The sequence below is a fragment of the Variovorax sp. GW821-FHT06D12 genome, assembly GCF_059419205.1.
In genome coordinates, this window is the sequence record NZ_JBWKRI010000006.1 from 391,553 (window position 1) to 408,929 (window position 17,377).

A 17,377-nucleotide genomic window follows, 5' to 3' on the forward strand; every position below is an offset into this window, starting at 1 on the left:
GCTCAGCGCACGTTGGGGTCCTTGTTGAACCATTTCTTGTAGATCGTCACGTAGCTGCCGTCGGCGCGGATGGCCGCCAGGCCGGCCGACAGCTTGTCGAGCAGCGCCTTGTCGCCCTTCTTCACGACGATGCCGAAGCCTTCTTCGGGGAAGGACTTGTCGTCCAGCGTCTTCAGCTCGGGGTGCTGCGCCACGCGGTAGGCGATCACGCCGTTGTCGCCCATGGCGGCATCGACGCCGCCGCCGGCCAGCTCGGAAATGATGAGCGGCGTGCTCTCGAAGCGGCGGATGTTGGGGCTGGTCTTGCCGAACTCGCGCGAGGCGATGTCGTCGGCGGTGGAGGCGCTGACCACGGCGATCTTCTTGCCCGTGAGGTCCTTCAGCGAGGCCACGGTGCTGTTCTTCGGCAGCGCGATGAGCTGGCGGGCCGCGAAGTACGGCGGCGTGAAGTCGTAGCTCTGCTTGCGCTTCTCGTTGATGGTGACGCCCGAGATCACCAGGTCGACGTCGCCGTTGTTCAGCGCGCCGAAGATGCCGGTGAAGGGCGTGTTGACGATCTTGATCTTCAGGCCCTGCTGCTTGGCGATGGCGTTGATGATGTCGATGTCGAAGCCGACGATCTGCTTGTCCTTGTTCTCGAAGGCAAACGGCGCGTAGGTGGCGCTGGAGGCCACGGTGAGTTCGCGGTTCTGGGCCTGGGCACCGAAGGCGAGCGTGGCGGCAGCGAGGCCGAGGGCCAGGGCGCGGCGTAGAGAGTTCATTCGGGGTCCTTGTGTCTTTGCCGCCCGGCGGGAAGCGGTGGGCGAGCATTTTAGGCGGTCGCTATCGGGACCCCCTTGCCGCCTACCGGGCGAACAGGAGGTAGAGCGCGACGGCCACCACGGCCACGACAGCGATCACCTTGCCGGCGCGGGGCGAGCCGGAGGCGCCAGTGGAACTCCACGTCACGCTGTGGGTGCGCACGGTCTTCGTGCGCCCGCCGCTGCTGCGTTCCGTGCGGGCGAGCGCATCGGCCACGACCTGCCGGCCCTCCGGCGAGACCGCGGACATCGGCGTGGCAAGCATCTGCAGCTGCGCGGGCGTCAGCACGCCGGTGCGCACGGCCCAGGCCAGCGTGGCGGCCGGCGAGGCGGGCGCCGCCCACTCGGGGTCCTGTGCGGGCAGCAGGCTGAGGGCCTGTGCGTGCTGCGCAGGATCGATCAACTGCAGCGCCTGCAGTTGATCGAGGGCGCTCTCGGTCACGCCGTCTTCCAGGCGGTTCGCCATGAGGCTGATCTCGAGCAGCACCCAGGCCGGCGCCTGGCCGCTGACCATGGCCACCGCATTCGCCACGGTGCGGTGCGCCTCGTCTTGCGCGCCGGGGGCGGCGCGGGCGCGCAGGCCGGGCAGCGACTCCGGCGCGACGATGCCCTTGGCGGCCGCCCAGCCCAGCGCTTCGCTCGGGGTGCGCAGCGGCGTGTCCGGCAGGTCGGGGTGCGCGAGCGCCTGCGCGTGTTCGGCGTCGGTCAGCAGGCCCAGGGTGTGCAGGTGCGACAGGGCCCGTGGGCCAGCTTCTTCAGAATTCATGGGCCCCAGTGTCCCAGAGGTCTCGCGAAGGGCCGCGCCGCCGGCCCGGCGCTCCAAGCGTGTGCGTTACTTCTCGGTGCGCGTCCAAATTTGGGCATCGACTCGATACACAACGCATCAATTAGTTAACACATATAACAATAAGGAACTATTAAAAGCAATTGCTCAGGGAAGAAGGTATGCCATTGGTTTTGGGCGTCATGGGGCTCCCTCAGGTCGAGGTCGAGCTCCTGCGGATCATCGTTCGCCTCAGCTCCAATCTCCGGTCGTTGTGGACGGTCAGCGAGTCGCAACCGTGCGACCTGTTGCTGGTGGACGGCGATGCGCCGGCCGCCGAGCGGCAGACGCCGGCCGCGCGCTTCGTGGTGCCGATGGTGGCGCGCGGCGAGGCCGTGGCCGCCGCGCCCGCGCGCCGCACGCTGGCGCGTCCCATCTACGCGGAAGAGCTGGTCGCGCTGCTCAACCAGGTCGCGCCCAGCGGGGCCTCGGGCGACGCGGCGCGCGCCATGGTGCGCTCGATCCGCGCGCGCGCCTCGCTGATCCGCTGGCCCTCGCAGGTGACCCTGCAGCGCCATCCGATCTACGTGCGGCTGGCGGCCGCCCTGTCCAAGAGCGCGCAATCGGCCGAAAGCCTGAGCGTGCTGGGCCGCATCGACGTGCAGGAGTGCAGCACCTTCCTCGGCCTGCTGGAGGAAGAAGGCGCGCTGACCTGGTCGGAGGAAGCCCGCGCGCCGCGCCCCTCGGGGGTCGGTGCCGGCGGCGAGGCCGCGCAGCACAAGCGGGGCCTGCTCTCGCGCATCCGCCGACGCCTCGGGCTGGCCTGAACAGGGCGCCGGCATGAGGGACTTCAAGCTCGTCTTCACGGGCCCGATGGGCGTGGGCAAGACCACGGCCATCGCGGCCATCAGCGAAACCGCACCGATCGCCACCGAGGTCGCCAACGCCGACACCTCGGTCGCCAAGGCCACCACCACGGTGGGGCTCGACTTCGGCCAGGTGACGCTGGACAACGGCGACCGGCTGCGCCTGTACGGCACGCCGGGCCAGAGCCGCTTCGACTTCATGTGGAAGATCCTGGTGCGCGACGCGCTGGGCCTGGCGATCCTGCTGGACAACAGCCGCCCCGACCCGATGGCCGACCTGGCCCAGTACCTGGACGGCTTCGCCGGCGCGCTCGAGCGCATGCCCTGCGCCGTGGGCGTGAGCCGCCTGCCCTCGCACCCCACCCCCACGCTGGACGACTACGCGCAGGCGCTGGCGGCGCGCGGGCTGGTGCTGCCGCTGCTGGCGGTCGACCCGCGTCGCAAGGACGACGTGGTCGCGCTGATCGAGACGCTGCTGATGCAGATCGAAGTGCTCGACGAGGAGGCCGCGCCATGAAGATTCCCCACGCCCTGAAGCTGCGCGCCGCGGTCGAGGCCCGCCGCGTGCTCGACGAAGTGAGCGGCGTCGCCTCGGTGGTGGTGGCCACGCCCGACGGCTTCGAGATCGCCAGCGTCGCGCGGCGCGACGTCGAGCCCGCGCGCATCGCCGCCATGGCCAGCTCGATCGCCGCCATCGGCGCCGTGGTGTCGCAGGAGGCGCGCCTGGGCCGCTGCACCTGCATCACGGTCGCGACCGACAACGGCTTTGCGCTCGTCAGCCCGGTGCACAGCGGCGAGACCTCGCTGGTGGTGAACGTCATCGCCGACGCCGACGCGGTGCTCGCGCAGGCGATGTACCGCACGGCGGCCTGCGTGCGGGCGCTCGAGGCGCCGCAGTTCTAGACCGCATCCAACACGAATTCACGGGCGGGGACGGATTGGCATGCGACGTCCCCACCCTCTTTTTTCAGTCGCATGAATTTCACTCACAGGACTTACTGACATGGCCTCGATCCAGACCAGCCTCGACACCCTCCTGACCGCCGACGGCGCCCTGTGCGCTGCCGTGGTCGACTCCGCCAGCGGCATGATGCTGGGCGCCGCCGGCTCCGGCGTGGACCTTGAAGTGGCCGCCGCCGGCAACACCGAAGTGATGCGCGCCAAGCTCAAGACGATGCGCGCGCTGGGCCTGAGCGACACCATCGAAGACATCCTCATCACGCTGGGCAAGCAGTACCACCTGCTGCGCCCGATGGCGCAGAAGGAAGGCGTGTTCATCTATTTCGTGCTCGACAAGGCGAAGTCGAACCTGGCGCTGGCCCGCCGCAAGCTGCAGGACGTCGAGAAGGACATCACCTTCTAACCAGATAGAAGGTGCACCGCCCTCGGGCGGATGGTCGGGCCGGCTCCCTCGCGGGAGGCGGCCCTTTTCTTTTTGGAGGGGCGGTTACTTCGCCAGGTGCCCCAGCGGCAGCGCGCTGTTGGCCTTCACCTCGCCCAGCGAGAAGCTGGTGTGCAGGTCTTTCACGTTCGGCAGGTTCATGAGGTTCTGCCGCGCGAAGGCCGAGAAGCCGTTCAGGTCCTGCGCCACCACCTGCAGCTCGAAGGTGCCGGTGCCGCTGATGTAGTGGCAGGCCACCACCTCGGGCATCTTGCGGATCGCGTCTTCCAGCTTGCGCGTGGCCTCGTGGGTGACGCGCTCGGTGTCCACGCGCACGAAGGCCAGCACGCCCAGCCCGATCTTGTGGCGGTCGATCTCGGCGCGGTAGCCCTTGATGAAGCCGGCGTCTTCCAGCGCGCGCACGCGGCGCCAGCAGGGCGCCGCCGACAGGCCAACGCGCTGCGCCAACTCGGCGTTCGTGAGGCGGCCATCGGTCTGCAGTTCTTGCAGGATAGCGAGGTCGAACTTGTCAATGCTTTCCATGGGGGTGGATGTTAAGCAAGATTCTTTCTGAAAGTCGTTTTTTCGAAGCAAAAAACGCAAACACCTGTCGCAGACCCCGGCATACACTTTGCGTCACCATGGGCTTGCGCCCTACCGGGCACAGACCCACACCCCTCAGCCAGGCCCACAAAGCCCTGCCAATACGGAGACAGAGAACATGAACGCCCCGCTGCCCGAGCACATTCGCCGCGCGCTAGAAACCGTCACGCTCGACGACAAATACAGCCTCGATTACGGGCGCGCCTTCATGAGCGGGGTGCAGGCCCTGGTCAAGCTGCCGATGCTGCAACGCCTGCGCGACAAGCAGGTCGGCAAGAACACCGCCGGCTTCATCAGCGGCTACCGCGGCTCCCCGCTCGGCGGCTACGACCAGGCGCTGTGGAAGGCCAGCAAGTTCCTCAAGGAACAGAACATCGTCTTCCAGCCCGGCGTGAACGAAGAGCTCGCGGCCACGGCGCTGTGGGGCACGCAGCAGCTGGGCTTTTCGCCCCAGGGCACCAACAAGTTCGACGGCGTCTTCGGCATCTGGTACGGCAAGGGCCCGGGCGTGGACCGCTGCTCCGACGTCTTCAAGCACGCCAACATGGCCGGCACCACCGCCTGGGGCGGCGTGATCGCGGTGGCCGGCGACGACCACATCTCCAAGAGCAGCACGGCCGCGCACCAGAGCGACCACATCTTCAAGGCCTGCGGCACGCCGGTGTTCTTCCCGGCCAACGTGCAGGAAATCCTCGACCTGGGCATCCACGCCTTCGCGCTGAGCCGCTTCTCGGGCGTGTGGTCGGGCATGAAGACGATCCAGGAGATCGTCGAGTCCAGCGCCACGGCCATGATCGACCCCGAGCGCGTCGACATCGTCATTCCCACCGACTTCGAGATGCCGCCCGGCGGCCTGCACATCCGCTGGCCCGACCATGCGCTGGAGCAGGAAGCCCGGCTCATGCACTACAAGTGGTACGCCGCGCTGGCCTACATCCGCGCCAACCGCCTGAACCACAACGTGATCGAAGGCCCGAACGACCGCTTCGGCATCATGGCCAGCGGCAAGGCCTACAACGACACGCGCCAGGCGCTCATCGACCTGGGCCTGGACGACGCGGCCTGCCGCCAGCTGGGCATCCGCCTGCACAAGGTGGGCGTGGTGTGGCCGCTGGAGGCGCAGCTCACGCGCGAATTCGCCACCGGCCTGCAGGAAATCCTGGTGGTCGAGGAGAAGCGCCAGGTCATCGAATACCAGCTCAAGGAAGAGCTCTACAACTGGCGCTCCGACGTGCGCCCCAACGTGGTCGGCAAGTTCGACGAAGGCGCCAGCTCCACGGACGACGGCTACTCCGGCGGCGAATGGTCGATGCCCAACCCGACCTCGCACACGCTGCTGCGCGCCAACGCCGACCTGAACCCGGCCCTCATCGCCAAGGCCATCGCCGCGCGCCTGAAGAAGACGGGCCTGCTGGCCGCCGCTGGCGCCGACATGGCCGCGCGCATCGACGCGCAGCTGGCCATCCTGGAGGCCAAGGAGCGCGCGATGGTGGTGCAGCAGGCCTCCACCAGCGTGGCCGACGCCACGCGCCAGCCCTGGTTCTGCTCGGGCTGCCCGCACAACACCAGCACCGTCGTGCCCGAAGGCTCGCGCGCGATGGGCGGCATCGGCTGCCACTTCATGGCGACCTGGATGGACCGCTCCACCATCGGCTTCACGCAGATGGGCGGCGAGGGCGTGCCATGGGTCGGCCAGCAGCCCTTCACGACCGACCAGCACATCTTCGCGAACCTGGGCGACGGTACGTACTTCCACAGCGGCCTGCTGGCGATTCGCCAGAGCATCGCGGCGGGCGTGAACATCACCTACAAGATCCTCTACAACGACGCGGTCGCCATGACCGGCGGCCAGACCGTGGGCGAGCGCCCCGAGGGCCATTCGGTGCTGCAGATTGCAGAAAGCCTGCATGCCGAGGGCACGAAGAAGGTCGTCATCGTCACCGACGAGCCCGAGAAGTACGAGGGCGTGAACATTCCGGGCGACCACGTGCAGGTGAAGCACCGCGACCTGCTGGACGACATCCAGCGCGAGTTCCGCGCCATCGCCGGCACCACGGCCATCATCTACGACCAGACCTGCGCCACCGAGAAGCGCCGCCGCCGCAAGCGCGGCACGGCCGTCGATCCGGCCAAGCGTGTGGTCATCAACGAGCTGGTCTGCGAAGGCTGCGGCGACTGCAGCGTGCAGAGCAACTGCCTCTCGGTGGAGCCGCTGGAAACCGAATTCGGCCGCAAGCGCACCATCAACCAGAGCAGCTGCAACAAGGACATGAGCTGCCTGAAGGGCTTCTGCCCGAGCTTCGTGACCGTCGAGGGCGGTCAGCTCAAGAAGAAGGGCAAGAACAAGGCGGCCACGCCGGCCGAGTTCGGCCTGCTGGCCGAGCCCGCCATTCCATCGCTCGCGGGCGGCAAGGTCTGGGGCGTGGTGGTGGCCGGCGTCGGCGGCACCGGCGTGATCACCATCGGCCAGTTGCTGGGCATGGCTGCGCACATCGAGGCCAAGGGCATCGTCACGCAGGACGCGGCGGGCCTGGCGCAAAAGGGCGGCGCCACCTGGAGCCACGTGCTCATCGGCGACACGCAGGACGACATCCGCACCACCCGCGTGGGCACCGCGGCGGCCGACCTGATCCTGGCCTGCGACCCGCTGGTGACGATCAACGCCGAGACCATGGCGCGCATGCGCGAAGGGCGCACGCACGTGGCGCTCAACAGCCACAGCGCGCCCACGGCCGCCTTCGTGCGCAACGCCAACTGGCAGAACCCCGAAGACGCCTGCGCTGCTGAAATTGCGCGCGCCGTGGGCATCGACGGCCTGGGCACCTTCGACGCCGATGCCGCCGCCACCGCGCTGATGGGCGACACCATCTACGTCAACCCGATGATCCTGGGCTACGCCTGGCAAAAGGGCTGGGTGCCGCTGGCGCACGAGTCGCTGATGCGCGCCATCGAGCTGAACGCCGTGGCCATCGAGAACAACAAGACCGCCTTCGAGTGGGGCCGCCAGGCCGCCGTGCGCCCGGACGAGCTGCAAAAGCGCGTGCGCCCGGGCCAGGTCATCGAGTTCAAGAAGCGCGAGACGGTCGAGGCGCTCGTCGCTCGCCGCGCCGAGTTCCTGACCGGCTACCAGAACGCCGCCTACGCCGAGGAATACAAGGCTTTCGTCGGCCGCGTGCAGCAGGTCGAGTCGGCCGTCGGCAAGAGCACGGGCCTGGCCGAAACGGTGGCGCGCTACCTGTTCAAGCTCATGGCCTACAAGGACGAGTACGAAGTCGCCCGCCTGCACACCGACCGCACCTTCCTGGACCGCGTCGAGGGCATGTTCGAGGGCGACTACAAGCTCAACTACCACCTGGCGCCGCCGCTCATGGCCAAGAAGAACACCAAGGGCCAGCTGCAGAAGCAGAAGTTCGGCCCCTGGATGCTCACGGGCTTCCGCTTCCTGGCGAAGCTCAAGGGCCTGCGCGGCACGGCGCTCGATGTCTTCGGCCGCACCGAAGAGCGCAAGACCGAGCGCGCCCTCATCGGCGAGTACCGCGCCAGCATCGAGGAAGTGCTCAAGGGCCTGCGCGCCGACAACCACGCGCTGGCGCTGGAGATCGCGAGCCTGCCCGAGCAGATCCGCGGCTACGGCCACGTCAAGGAGCGCAACCTCGCGGCGGCCCGCACCCGCTGGACCGAGCTGATGGGCAAGTGGCGCAACCCCCAGGCGCAGCGCGCAGCGGCCTGATCCGCCAGGCCCGTTTCCCCTGACAAAGAGCGCCCCTGCGGCGCTCTTTGCTATTTAAACCATAGCTGAAAGCCCTCGGGGGTGCGCCGGATAAGGGCGCGAAACGGCCATCCGCGCCGAATACAATGCCCGACTGCGCGCGGCCTCCCCCGCCGAGCCTTTGACTTGCGGCCCGCATCCCTCGTGGGCGCGGAACCGCGGGCCCGGCCCGCGCATCTGAAGTCTTTTTCTTCTCTCTTCCCTCTGCTGGAGACTCTCTTGTTCATTTCCTCTGCTTTCGCTCAAACCGCGCCCGCAGCCGCCGGTGGTGGCGACATGTTGTCTTCGCTGGGCAGCATGCTGCCGCTGGTGTTGATGTTCGTGGTGCTGTATTTCGTCATGATCCGCCCGCAAATGAAGCGCCAGAAAGAGGCCCGCGCCATGATCGAAGCCCTGGCCAAGGGTGACGAAGTCGCCACGGCCGGCGGCGTGCTCGGCAAGATCACCTCGCTGAACGACCAGTACCTCGGCCTGGAAATCGCCAACGGCGTCGAGATCAAGATCCAGCGCAGCGCGGTGGTCCAGGTGCTGCCCAAGGGCGCCGTCAAGCAATAAAAGCGTGAGCTGAACCTTGCGCTTCAGGGCGCAGGGCCCCAAGTCACGCCGTGTTCCATTTCTGAAACGCTTGTGAAAAGCGCCTTCTCATGAACCGTTACCCGGTCTGGAAGTACACGATCATCGTGATCGTGCTGCTCGTGGGGCTCATCTACGCCCTGCCCAATTTCTTCGGCGAGGCACCCGCGGTGCAGGTGTCCGCGGCCAAGACGACCGTCAAGGTCGATGCCGCCACCCAGACCCGGGTCGAGGAGGCGCTGAAGGCGGCCGGCCTGACGCCCGACCTGGTGACGCTGGACGCCGGCTCGCTGCGCGCCCGCTTCACCACCACCGACGACCAGCTCAAGGCGCGCGACGTCGTGCAGCGCGCCCTGGTGCCCGACGCCAGCGACCCGCCCTACACGGTGGCGCTGAACCTGCTGTCGCGTTCGCCCAAGTGGCTCACGTCGCTGCATGCGTTCCCGATGTACCTGGGCCTGGACCTGCGCGGCGGCGTCGACTTCCTGCTGCAGGTCGACATGAAGGGCGCCATCGACAAGAAGGCCGAATCGTTCGCGAGCGACCTGCGCACCACCTTCCGCGACAAGAGCATCCGCGGCACCCAGGTCAGCCGCAACGGCCAGACCGTCGAGGTGACCTTCCGCGACGCGGCCTCGCTGGAGACCGCCAAGCGCCTGATCGTGGACCAGTTCCCCGACCTCAGCACCACCGACACGCAGGACGGCACCAACTGGCGCCTGACCGCCACCATCAAGCCCGAGGCGGCCCGCCGCCTGCAGGACGCCGCGCTCAAGCAGAACATCACGACCCTGCACAACCGGATCAACGAACTCGGCGTGGCCGAGCCGGTGATCCAGCAGCAGGGCCTGGACCGCATCGTCGTGCAGCTGCCCGGCGTGCAGGACACGGCCAAGGCCAAGGAAATCCTGGGCCGCACCGCCACGCTCGAAATGCGCATGGTCGACGAAAGCGCCGAAGGCCGCGCGGCCGAGCTGAGCGGCGCGCCCGTGCCCTTCGGCTCCGAGAAATTCCTCGACCGCGGTGGCCGCCCGGTGATCGTGAAGAAGCAGGTGCTCGTCACCGGCGAGAACCTCACCGACGCCCAGCCCGGCTTCGACCAGCAGAGCAACCAGCCCAAGGTCGACCTGACCATGGACGCCAAGGGCGGTCGCATCATGCGCGACGTCAGCCGCGAGAACTACAAGAAGCGCATGGCCATGTTGATCTTCGAGAAGGGCAAGGGCGAAGTGCTCACGGCCCCGTCGATCAACGGCGAACTGGGCAACCGCTTCCAGGTCTCGGGCTCGATGACGGTGGCCGAAGCGAGCGACCTCGCGCTGCTGCTGCGCGCCGGCTCGCTGGCCGCGCCCATGGAGATCATCCAGGAGCGCACGATCGGCCCGACGCTCGGCGCCGACAACATCGAAAAAGGCTTCAAGAGCGTGATGTACGGCTTCCTGGCCATCATGGTCTTCATGTGTGCCTACTACGCGCTGTTCGGCCTGTTCTCGTCGATCGCGCTGGCCGTGAACCTGATGCTGCTGGTCGCCATCCTGTCGATGCTGCAGGCCACGCTCACGCTGCCCGGCATCGCGGCCATGGCGCTGGCCATCGGCGTGGCCATCGACTCCAACGTGCTGATCAACGAGCGCGTGCGCGAAGAGCTGCGCAACGGGGCCTCGCCGCAGGCCGCCATCCACGCGGGCTACGACCGCGCCTGGGGCACGATTCTCGACTCCAACGTGACCACGCTGATTGCCGGTATTGCGCTGCTGGCCTTCGGCTCGGGCCCGGTGCGCGGCTTCGCGGTGGTGCACTGCATCGGCATCGTCACCTCGATGTTCTCCGCCGTGTTCTTCTCGCGTGGCCTCGTGAACTTCTGGTACGGCCAGAAGAAGAAGCTCAAGTCTGTGTCGATCGGCACCGTCTGGCGGCCCAAGACCGACGGCACGGCCGTGGTCGACACCAAGTAACGGCCGAGGACCATCGCCATGGAATTCTTCCGCATCCACAAGACCATCCCGTTCATGCGCCATGCCCTGGTGCTGAACATCATCTCCTTCGCAACCTTTGCGCTGGCGCTGTTCTTCCTGTTCCACCGCGGGCTGCACCTGTCGGTGGAGTTCACCGGCGGCACGGTGATGGAAGTGGCCTACGAGCAATCGGCCGACATCGGCAAGGTGCGCGAGGCCGTCACCAAGCTCGGCTATCCCGAAGTGCAGGTGCAGAACTACGGCACCTCGCGCGACGTGCAGATCCGCCTGCCCACCCAGAAGGGCATGAGCTCCGACCAGCAGAGCGCGCAGGTCATGCAGGCGCTGAAGTCGGTCGACCCGTCGGCCACGCAGCGCGGCATCGAGGTCGTCGGCCCGCAGGTCGGCGACGAGCTGACCTCCAACGGCATCAAGGCGCTGGCCATGGTGGTGATCGGCATCATGATCTACCTGGCGTTCCGTTTCGAATGGAAGTTCGCGCTGTCCACCGTGCTGGCCAACCTGCACGACGTGGTGATCATCCTGGGCTTCTTCGCCTTCTTCCAGTGGGAGTTCTCGCTGGCGGTGCTGGCGGCCGTGCTCGCGGTGCTGGGCTACTCGGTGAACGAGTCGGTCGTGATCTTCGACCGCGTGCGCGAGAACTTCCGTCGTTACCGCAAGATGACGACCACCGAAGTCATCGACAACGCGATCACCTCGACCATCAGCCGCACGATCATCACCCACGGCTCCACGCAGCTCGTGGTGCTGTCGATGTTCTTCTTCGGCGGCCCCACGCTGCATTACTTTGCGCTGGCGCTGACCATCGGCATCTGCTTCGGCATCTACTCGTCGTGCTTCGTGGCCGCCGCGATCGCGATGTGGCTGGGCGTGAAGCGCGAGGACCTGATCAAGGGTCCGCCGGTCAAGCGCGACGGCGATTCGGGCGGCGACGACCCGAACGCCGGCGCCGTCGTCTGAGGGATACTTCGGCGCCAGCTTCGCGTCACCCGCACTTGTGCGGTGGCGCATCCCGATGCAAGCTCGGGGCTGTCGCCGATGAACCGTTCTCTCCGGCCTTTCCGATCCATCAATGAGCACTGCGCGGTCCGCTTCTTCCCTGCAGCTCGCACGCGAGGCGCGTGAGCGTTTCGTGGCGGCCACGGAAGGTGCGATCGCTCCGCTGGCTCAGGCCATTCGCGACCGGCTGACCGCGGTGGCCTCCGATGTCGGCAGCGCGCGCACCATGCAGGAAAGCCGCGACGACCTCGTGGCGTTCCAGGGCCATGCCTCGCAGTGGGTGTCGCTGGCGCAGACCGGCTGGCGCAAGGCGCTGGGCACGGGCCCGGCGGGCGGCACCTCGTCGGCCCCCGCGGCGCTGCGGCTGGAGCTCATCGGCGACGAGGTGGTCGAGAGCAACATCCTCGCCTCGCGCCTGGCACAGACCATCCACGACAAGGCCAGTTTCGAACTCAGCGACCTGCGCCTGCGCATCCAGCACCTCGAAGGCACGCACGAGCTCGATGCCCGGGACGTGCTCAAGCCCGAAACGCTGGCCAAGCTGCTGGTGGAACAGTGGCTGGCCGCCGGCCTGAGCCGCGAGGCCTGGGGTCGCGTGCAGGGCACGGTGCAGCAGGCGCTGGCGGACGTGGTCGTGAAGGCCTACGAAAGCGCCAACGCCTTCCTGATCGCGCAGGGCGTGATGCCCGAAATCGACCTCAAGAGCTTCGTGCGCCGCACGGGCGATTCGGGCGGCGGCCCGTCGTCCATGGGCATGCCGGTGTCGTCGAGCATGCCGATGGGGCAGGGCGCGCCGGCAGGTGCGGCCGTGCCGCACGGCCAGCAACAGCCATCGCAGCAGCAGCGTCCAGGCTTCGCTTTCCAGGCCTCGCATGCGGCGTCCGTGCCGTCGTCGGGGCCGGCTTCCAGCTCGATGATGGGCAGCTCGCCGCTCGCCTTCGCGCGGCAGCGCGCGCAGACCGCGCTGCTGAGCCTCAAGCGCTTTGTCGCCGCGCGCATCGGCGGCGAGGCCGGCGCCTCGCAACCGGGCGGAGGCACGACCGGCACCGGCGGCGGCGTGGCCGCGCCCCGCGTGTTTTCACGCACCTTTGCCGGCGCCATCGCCGATGCCGAGGTCGCCTACCGCATGGCGGCCACGCAGTACATCGACGGCGGCGGCGAGCAGGCCACGCTGATCCAGCAGACCGCCGTCGACCTGCGCCGGCGCACCGCCGAGCTCAAGAAGCGCGCGCCCACCACGGCCGACAAGGCCACGGTCGAGATCGTGGCGCTGATGTTCCAGGCCATCCTCGCGGAAGAACGCATTCCGTTCTCCGCCCGCGTGTGGTTCGCGCGGCTGCAGATGCCCGTGCTGCGCGTGGCCATCGCCGAGCCCGAGTTCTTCGGCACCCTGCAGCACCCCGCGCGCATGCTGATCGACCGCATGGGCTCCTGTGTGATGGGCTTCGACGCCGCCGCCATCACCGGCAGCGCGCTCGAGAACGAGATCAAGCGCGTGGTGCAGGTGATCGAGCAGTACCCCGAGACCGGCCAGCGCGTATTCAAGCTGGTGTTCGACGAGTTCGTCGCTTTCCTCAGCCGCTACCTCACGCAGAGCGACGCCACGCAGCGCGTCATGAGCGTGGCGCAGCAGGTCGAGCAGAAGGAGACGATGGCGATCCAGTACACCATCGAGTTGCGCAAGATGCTCAACGACATGCCGGTGCGCGACGAGATCCGCGAGTTCCTGTTCAAGGTCTGGGCCGAGGTGCTGGCCATCGCCGCGCTGCGCTACGGCGCACAGGGCGAGCACACCGTGATGCTCAAGCGCGTGGCCTCCGAGCTGGTCTGGGCCGCCAGCGCCAAGCCCAACCGCGCCGACCGCGCCCGCGTGATCCAGGACCTGCCGCAGCTGCTGCAGCGACTGCGCCAGGGCATGGACCTGCTGGGCATCGTCGGCGAGCCGCAGGAAGGCCACATCAAGACCATCGGCGCCACGCTCACCGACGCCTTCATGTCGAAGACCGAGGCCATTCCGCAGGCCAAGATCGAAGCCATGGCCGAGCGGCTGGCGCACCTGGAAGACTTCGTGACCGACGACGGCAGCGCCTCCAGCCTGCCGCTGGACGCGCAGAGCATCGAGCTGCTGCTCGGCGTGGACGCGACCGCCATCGAGGTCATTTCCGACACCGCCGGCGTCAAGGTCGCAGAAGACATGCTCGCGTGGACCCACGAGCTGCAGGTCGGCAACTGGTTCATGCTGGACCACAACGACCGCGTGACGCAGGTCCAGTTCGTCTGGCGCAGCGACCGCAAGCAGCTGCACCTGTTCGCCTCGGCCGACGGCCGCAGCTTCCTCATCCAGGCAGGACGGCTGGCGATGTACCTGCAGGCCGGCCTGCTGGTGCCGGCCGAGGAAGAAACGCTCACCGCGCGCGCCACGCGAGAGGCGCTGGCGAAGCTCGATGCGAATCCCGAGCGGCTGCTGAACTAGTCAGCCGCGCGGCGGTTCTCGTCTGTGGGGAAGTGCGCGCAGCTTGGAGGCGAGCTCAGTGTGCCGTACGGCCTTCGCGGCTCTCGCAGAGCTCATCGAGCACGAGGGCATCGGGCTCGATGCCGGTGCTCCAGTGCACCATCAGCACGATGATCTTGAGTTCGTCCAATGCCACCGGGTCACCCGGTGCGGCCATCGCGCGCTCGACGACGATCTCGCGCAGGCCGCAGGGCAGCACGTTCGACAGTTCGAGAAAGCGGATGAAGCCGAGGCACTCGGCGCCGAGGTGTTCCTGCTCCGACGGCGAGTACACGCGCATCGACTGGCTCGACTGGGGCAGCGCCGCATCGGGCGCGCCGCCCAGCGTGACGCGGGCAGTGGTGATGGCGTTGTCGTCATCGCCTTCACTGGCCTGGTGTTCAAACTGCAGGCCTTGCGTGGCAAGGCTCAGGCCGTCGAGCCACTGCAGGGCGTCGCGAATTTCTTCCGCCTCGAAGCCGTGCGCACTGAGCTTGCGGCCCAGCTGTTCGGGTTCGGGGCAGGCATCGCCGCGCCAGTAGTTTTCATACACAAACACGAGCACTTCGAACATGGGCCCAATATAGCCGAGGAATCTGTCGTGTGTCCCCAGGCTTTCGTGCACTTCGTGCGTCAGCCGACGGCTGCTCTTTGAAACAGGCCGCCGGGCAAACGCGAGACATGCCCGTCGAGTTCAAGCTCGAGCATCTTCGCCTGCAGCTGGGCCGCGCTCCAGCCGGTGCGTGCGCTCAGCGCATCGAGGCTCACCGGGTCGAAGCCGAGGGCATCGAGCAGCGGATGCTCCGGGGCCGGCGAAGGCGTGTCGGTGGAAGGCGTGCGAGCGGGCGCCGCCAGCGGCGGCAGTTCTTCGAGGATGTCGTTCACCGACTCGACCAGCTTCGCGCCTTGGCGGATCAGCGCGTGGCAGCCGCGCGATTGCGGCGAGTGGATCGAGCCCGGGATCGCGAACACTTCCTTGCCCTGCTCTGACGTGAGGCGCGCGGTGATGAGCGAGCCCGATGCCAGCGCCGCCTCGACCACCAGCGTGCCGCGCGCCAGGCCCGCGATGAGGCGGTTGCGCTTGGGAAAGTTCTGTGTGAGCGGCGGCGTGCCAAGCGGCAGCTCGCTCACGATCAGCCCCTGGAGCGTGATGCGGTGCGCCAGGTCGCGGTGCCGCGCGGGGTACACGCGGTCCAGGCCGGTGCCGACCACCGCCACCGTGGCGAGCACCGGTGCGTCGCCGGCCGCGTCGAGCGCGCCCAGGTGCGCCGCGCCGTCGATGCCGAGCGCCAGCCCCGAGACCACGGGCAGGCCCGCTTCGCCCAGCGCCCGTGCGAAGGCGCGCGCATGGCTGGCGCCCTGCGGCGTCGGGTTGCGGCTACCGACCACGGCAAGGCTGCGGCCGAGTTGCGTGAGGTCGAAGGCGGCGGCGCCGAGCACGTAGAGCATCAGCGGCGGGTCGACCATTTCGAGCAGCGAGCCCGGGTAGCCGGCGTCGCCGAGCGTCACGACGCGGCGCGTGATAGCGCCGCCGGTGGGGTCGTCCGCGGGGTGCAGCCATTGCCAGGTCTGGTCGACCTGCGCCTGCAGGCCGGAGGGCGGCTGCTTCAGCGCGGCGGCCTGGGCGGTGCTGACGACTTCGCCCAGCGTCGCCTCCGCCTGCGCGAAGATCGCGTCAGGCAGCCCGAAGGCCGCGAGCAGGCGGCGTGCGGCGCCGTCGCCGACGCCTGGGGTCAGTGAAAGTCGCAGCCAGCCTGCGAGTTCTGCGCGTTCCAAACGAGTGTGCGAGAAAGAAGCCTCAGGCGCGTGTCAGGGATTGACGAGGAAGTCGCCGGCGCGGGGAGTGTCGTTGATTTCGAGCACGAGTGCGTACGAGACTTTCTCGAAGGTGCGGAACACCATCAGCAGGCCGATGCGTTCGTTCGGCAGCTTGATGGTTTCCTTGCGGGCGCCGGTGCGGTCGAGGATGGTCTCGCCGTTCTTCAAAATGGCCAGCACGTGGCCGTTGTCGACGCCGTCGCGTGTGCCCTTGTTGATGGCCACGACCTGGTTCTGCGCGGCGTACTGCACGGCATTGCCGTAGACCGACACGATGCGGCCGTCCACCTGGGTGGAGGGCGCGCGCGGTGCGTAGCTCAGCAGCTGGCGTGGCGGCTCGGGCAGCAGGCGGTCGCCGGCGCGCATTTCCTCGCGCGACGCAATGATGTCGATGCTGGCCGGCACGACGGTGATGACGTCCTTGTCGCCGGTCGTCTCGATGGTGGTCGATTCGCCGCGCTGCAGCTGCGCCTTGCCCAGGTACTGCGCCTCGTAGCCGAGGATTTCGCCGGTGCCGGGGTCTTTCAGCGGCGTGGCGCTGCGGAAGATGCGGTAGTGCTGCACCGGGCCCGGCTTCTCGACCAGCGGCGATTCGGCGTTGCCGCGGGCATAGGCGCGGTCGCCGCGCGACAGCAGCACGCGGCTGTCGTTGCCGGCCACGATGCGCGGCGCGGCGTCCAGCGTGTTGGCGTCGACCACGATGGGTTCGCTGAGGAAGGGCTCGATCAGGCTCGGGTTGAGCGTGGGCAGGGCCATGCCGGCGAGCGAGTCGAAGCGCGTGCGCGGCGACAGCTTGATGGTGCCGCCGTCGCCGCCAGAGACGCCGCGGCGCGTGGTCAGGCGGGCGCGGCCGCCGCTCTTGTCCAGGTACAGCACCTGCCCCGGGTAGATGCGGTGCGGGTCCTGGATCTCGTTGATGTTCATGCCCCACAGCTCCGGCCAGCGCCAGGGGCGCAGCAGGTACAGGCGCGAGATGGCCCAGAGCGTGTCGCCGGGCTTGACGGTGTACTCGTCGGGCGCCTTCGGCGACAGCTCGCTCAACGGCACGCCGGCCTGGGCGGTCTGCTGGGCGGTGGCGCGCTGCTGGGGCGTGACGGGGTAGGTCGTCTGCGCCCAGGCCGCCGTGGCGCCGCAACTGCCGGCCACCGCCAGGGCGGCCGTCCAGAAGGCAAAGAAGGTCGGGCGCTGGTGTTCGGTGGAGCTGGGCTGTGTCATGTCTGGATGGGTGAGCGCACGAAGTATCGTGGCGCATACGAATCTCACAATTTGCTACGAATTCTGCGCCCGAAGCCCTTGCAAGGGCAACGTTTTCGCGCCAATGCGCCGCGACGCGTCGCG

General features: G+C 68.1%; 15 protein-coding genes. 9 read left to right on the plus strand and 6 right to left on the minus strand.

The genetic code is table 11. The annotated features are described in order from the left end of the window. Positions 1-2 precede the first annotated feature (2 nt). A complete protein-coding gene (locus AC07SQ_RS20785; protein WP_062479619.1) occupies positions 3-761 on the minus strand; it encodes a basic amino acid ABC transporter substrate-binding protein in 759 nt (252 codons plus the stop codon). An 82-nt stretch (positions 762-843) separates the two neighbouring features. Continuing rightward, positions 844-1,566 carry a hypothetical protein gene (locus AC07SQ_RS20790; RefSeq protein ID WP_495272706.1) on the minus strand — a complete coding sequence of 241 codons (723 nt, stop codon included), beginning with the start codon at positions 1,564-1,566 and terminating at the stop codon, positions 844-846. A gap of 200 nt (positions 1,567-1,766) precedes the next feature. Between AC07SQ_RS20790 and AC07SQ_RS20795 the strand changes: the two genes are divergently transcribed. From AC07SQ_RS20795 to AC07SQ_RS20810, 4 genes are all read left to right on the plus strand, one after another. Further along, on the plus strand, positions 1,767-2,390 hold the full coding sequence (locus tag AC07SQ_RS20795) for a hypothetical protein (protein ID WP_095950486.1): 624 nt from the start codon (positions 1,767-1,769) through the stop codon (positions 2,388-2,390). A 13-nt stretch (positions 2,391-2,403) separates the two neighbouring features. Continuing rightward, positions 2,404-2,946, plus strand: coding sequence for a GTP-binding protein (locus AC07SQ_RS20800; RefSeq protein ID WP_070063237.1), 543 nt, complete (start codon positions 2,404-2,406; stop codon positions 2,944-2,946). After that, on the plus strand, positions 2,943-3,332 hold the full coding sequence (locus AC07SQ_RS20805; RefSeq protein WP_095950487.1) for a roadblock/LC7 domain-containing protein: 390 nt from the start codon (positions 2,943-2,945) through the stop codon (positions 3,330-3,332). Before AC07SQ_RS20800 ends, AC07SQ_RS20805 begins: the two co-directional genes overlap by 4 nt. 100 nt (positions 3,333-3,432) lie before the next feature. After that, positions 3,433-3,792, plus strand: a complete 360-nt coding sequence (locus AC07SQ_RS20810) for a hypothetical protein (RefSeq protein WP_062478225.1) — start codon at positions 3,433-3,435, stop codon at positions 3,790-3,792. 84 nt (positions 3,793-3,876) lie between these two features. Here AC07SQ_RS20810 and AC07SQ_RS20815 read toward each other — a convergent pair whose 3' ends face one another. Beyond that, complete coding sequence (locus tag AC07SQ_RS20815) at positions 3,877-4,353, minus strand: Lrp/AsnC family transcriptional regulator (RefSeq protein ID WP_062478228.1); 477 nt, start codon at positions 4,351-4,353, stop codon at positions 3,877-3,879. Positions 4,354-4,531: 178 nt separating this feature from the next. Here AC07SQ_RS20815 and AC07SQ_RS20820 point away from each other — a divergent pair, with 178 nt between their 5' ends. The 5 genes from AC07SQ_RS20820 (at position 4,532) to AC07SQ_RS20840 (ending at position 14,203) form a co-directional block, all read left to right on the plus strand. Further along, complete coding sequence (locus AC07SQ_RS20820; protein ID WP_495272707.1) at positions 4,532-8,143, plus strand: indolepyruvate ferredoxin oxidoreductase family protein; 3,612 nt, start codon at positions 4,532-4,534, stop codon at positions 8,141-8,143. A gap of 258 nt (positions 8,144-8,401) precedes the next feature. After that, positions 8,402-8,737 carry a preprotein translocase subunit YajC gene (yajC, locus tag AC07SQ_RS20825; RefSeq protein WP_062478234.1) on the plus strand — a complete coding sequence of 112 codons (336 nt, stop codon included), beginning with the start codon at positions 8,402-8,404 and terminating at the stop codon, positions 8,735-8,737. 89 nt (positions 8,738-8,826) lie between these two features. After that, positions 8,827-10,710 (plus strand): protein translocase subunit SecD, encoded by a 1,884-nt coding sequence (gene secD / locus AC07SQ_RS20830; protein ID WP_062478237.1) that lies wholly within the window; start codon positions 8,827-8,829, stop codon positions 10,708-10,710. 18 nt (positions 10,711-10,728) lie between these two features. Then, entirely contained in the window at positions 10,729-11,691 is a 963-nt protein-coding gene (secF, locus tag AC07SQ_RS20835) for a protein translocase subunit SecF (RefSeq protein WP_062478240.1), read from the plus strand. A 112-nt stretch (positions 11,692-11,803) separates the two neighbouring features. Further along, positions 11,804-14,203: a DUF1631 family protein gene (locus AC07SQ_RS20840; RefSeq protein WP_495272708.1), complete on the plus strand. Its 2,400-nt coding sequence runs from the start codon at positions 11,804-11,806 to the stop codon at positions 14,201-14,203. Positions 14,204-14,258: 55 nt separating this feature from the next. On the opposite strand, the gene AC07SQ_RS20845 is transcribed toward AC07SQ_RS20840, so the two are convergent. From AC07SQ_RS20845 to AC07SQ_RS20855, 3 genes are read right to left on the minus strand one after another with little or no spacing between them, the layout of a single operon-like run. After that, positions 14,259-14,795, minus strand: a complete 537-nt coding sequence (locus AC07SQ_RS20845) for a Smg family protein (protein WP_062478246.1) — start codon at positions 14,793-14,795, stop codon at positions 14,259-14,261. A 59-nt stretch (positions 14,796-14,854) separates the two neighbouring features. Beyond that, positions 14,855-15,997 carry a DNA-processing protein DprA gene (gene dprA, locus AC07SQ_RS20850; RefSeq protein ID WP_495272709.1) on the minus strand — a complete coding sequence of 381 codons (1,143 nt, stop codon included), beginning with the start codon at positions 15,995-15,997 and terminating at the stop codon, positions 14,855-14,857. 33 nt (positions 15,998-16,030) lie between these two features. Beyond that, positions 16,031-17,254 (minus strand): LysM peptidoglycan-binding domain-containing protein, encoded by a 1,224-nt coding sequence (locus AC07SQ_RS20855; protein ID WP_070063232.1) that lies wholly within the window; start codon positions 17,252-17,254, stop codon positions 16,031-16,033. Positions 17,255-17,377 lie beyond the last annotated feature (123 nt).

Bases quoted from the DNA above. Each gene is read 5' to 3' on its own strand.
- AC07SQ_RS20805 (WP_095950487.1), top strand. From the start codon at position 2,943: ATGAAGATTCCCCACGCCCTGAAGCTGCGCGCCGCGGTCGAGGCCCGC.
- AC07SQ_RS20815 (WP_062478228.1), bottom strand. From the start codon at position 4,353: ATGGAAAGCATTGACAAGTTCGACCTCGCTATCCTGCAAGAACTGCAG.
- AC07SQ_RS20810 (WP_062478225.1), top strand. From the start codon at position 3,433: ATGGCCTCGATCCAGACCAGCCTCGACACCCTCCTGACCGCCGACGGC.
- AC07SQ_RS20845 (WP_062478246.1), bottom strand. From the start codon at position 14,795: ATGTTCGAAGTGCTCGTGTTTGTGTATGAAAACTACTGGCGCGGCGAT.
- AC07SQ_RS20855 (WP_070063232.1), bottom strand. From the start codon at position 17,254: ATGACACAGCCCAGCTCCACCGAACACCAGCGCCCGACCTTCTTTGCC.
- AC07SQ_RS20820 (WP_495272707.1), top strand. From the start codon at position 4,532: ATGAACGCCCCGCTGCCCGAGCACATTCGCCGCGCGCTAGAAACCGTC.
- AC07SQ_RS20785 (WP_062479619.1), bottom strand. From the start codon at position 761: ATGAACTCTCTACGCCGCGCCCTGGCCCTCGGCCTCGCTGCCGCCACG.
- AC07SQ_RS20790 (WP_495272706.1), bottom strand. From the start codon at position 1,566: ATGAATTCTGAAGAAGCTGGCCCACGGGCCCTGTCGCACCTGCACACC.
- AC07SQ_RS20840 (WP_495272708.1), top strand. From the start codon at position 11,804: ATGAGCACTGCGCGGTCCGCTTCTTCCCTGCAGCTCGCACGCGAGGCG.
- AC07SQ_RS20795 (WP_095950486.1), top strand. From the start codon at position 1,767: ATGGGGCTCCCTCAGGTCGAGGTCGAGCTCCTGCGGATCATCGTTCGC.
- secD (WP_062478237.1), top strand. From the start codon at position 8,827: ATGAACCGTTACCCGGTCTGGAAGTACACGATCATCGTGATCGTGCTG.
- AC07SQ_RS20800 (WP_070063237.1), top strand. From the start codon at position 2,404: ATGAGGGACTTCAAGCTCGTCTTCACGGGCCCGATGGGCGTGGGCAAG.
- secF (WP_062478240.1), top strand. From the start codon at position 10,729: ATGGAATTCTTCCGCATCCACAAGACCATCCCGTTCATGCGCCATGCC.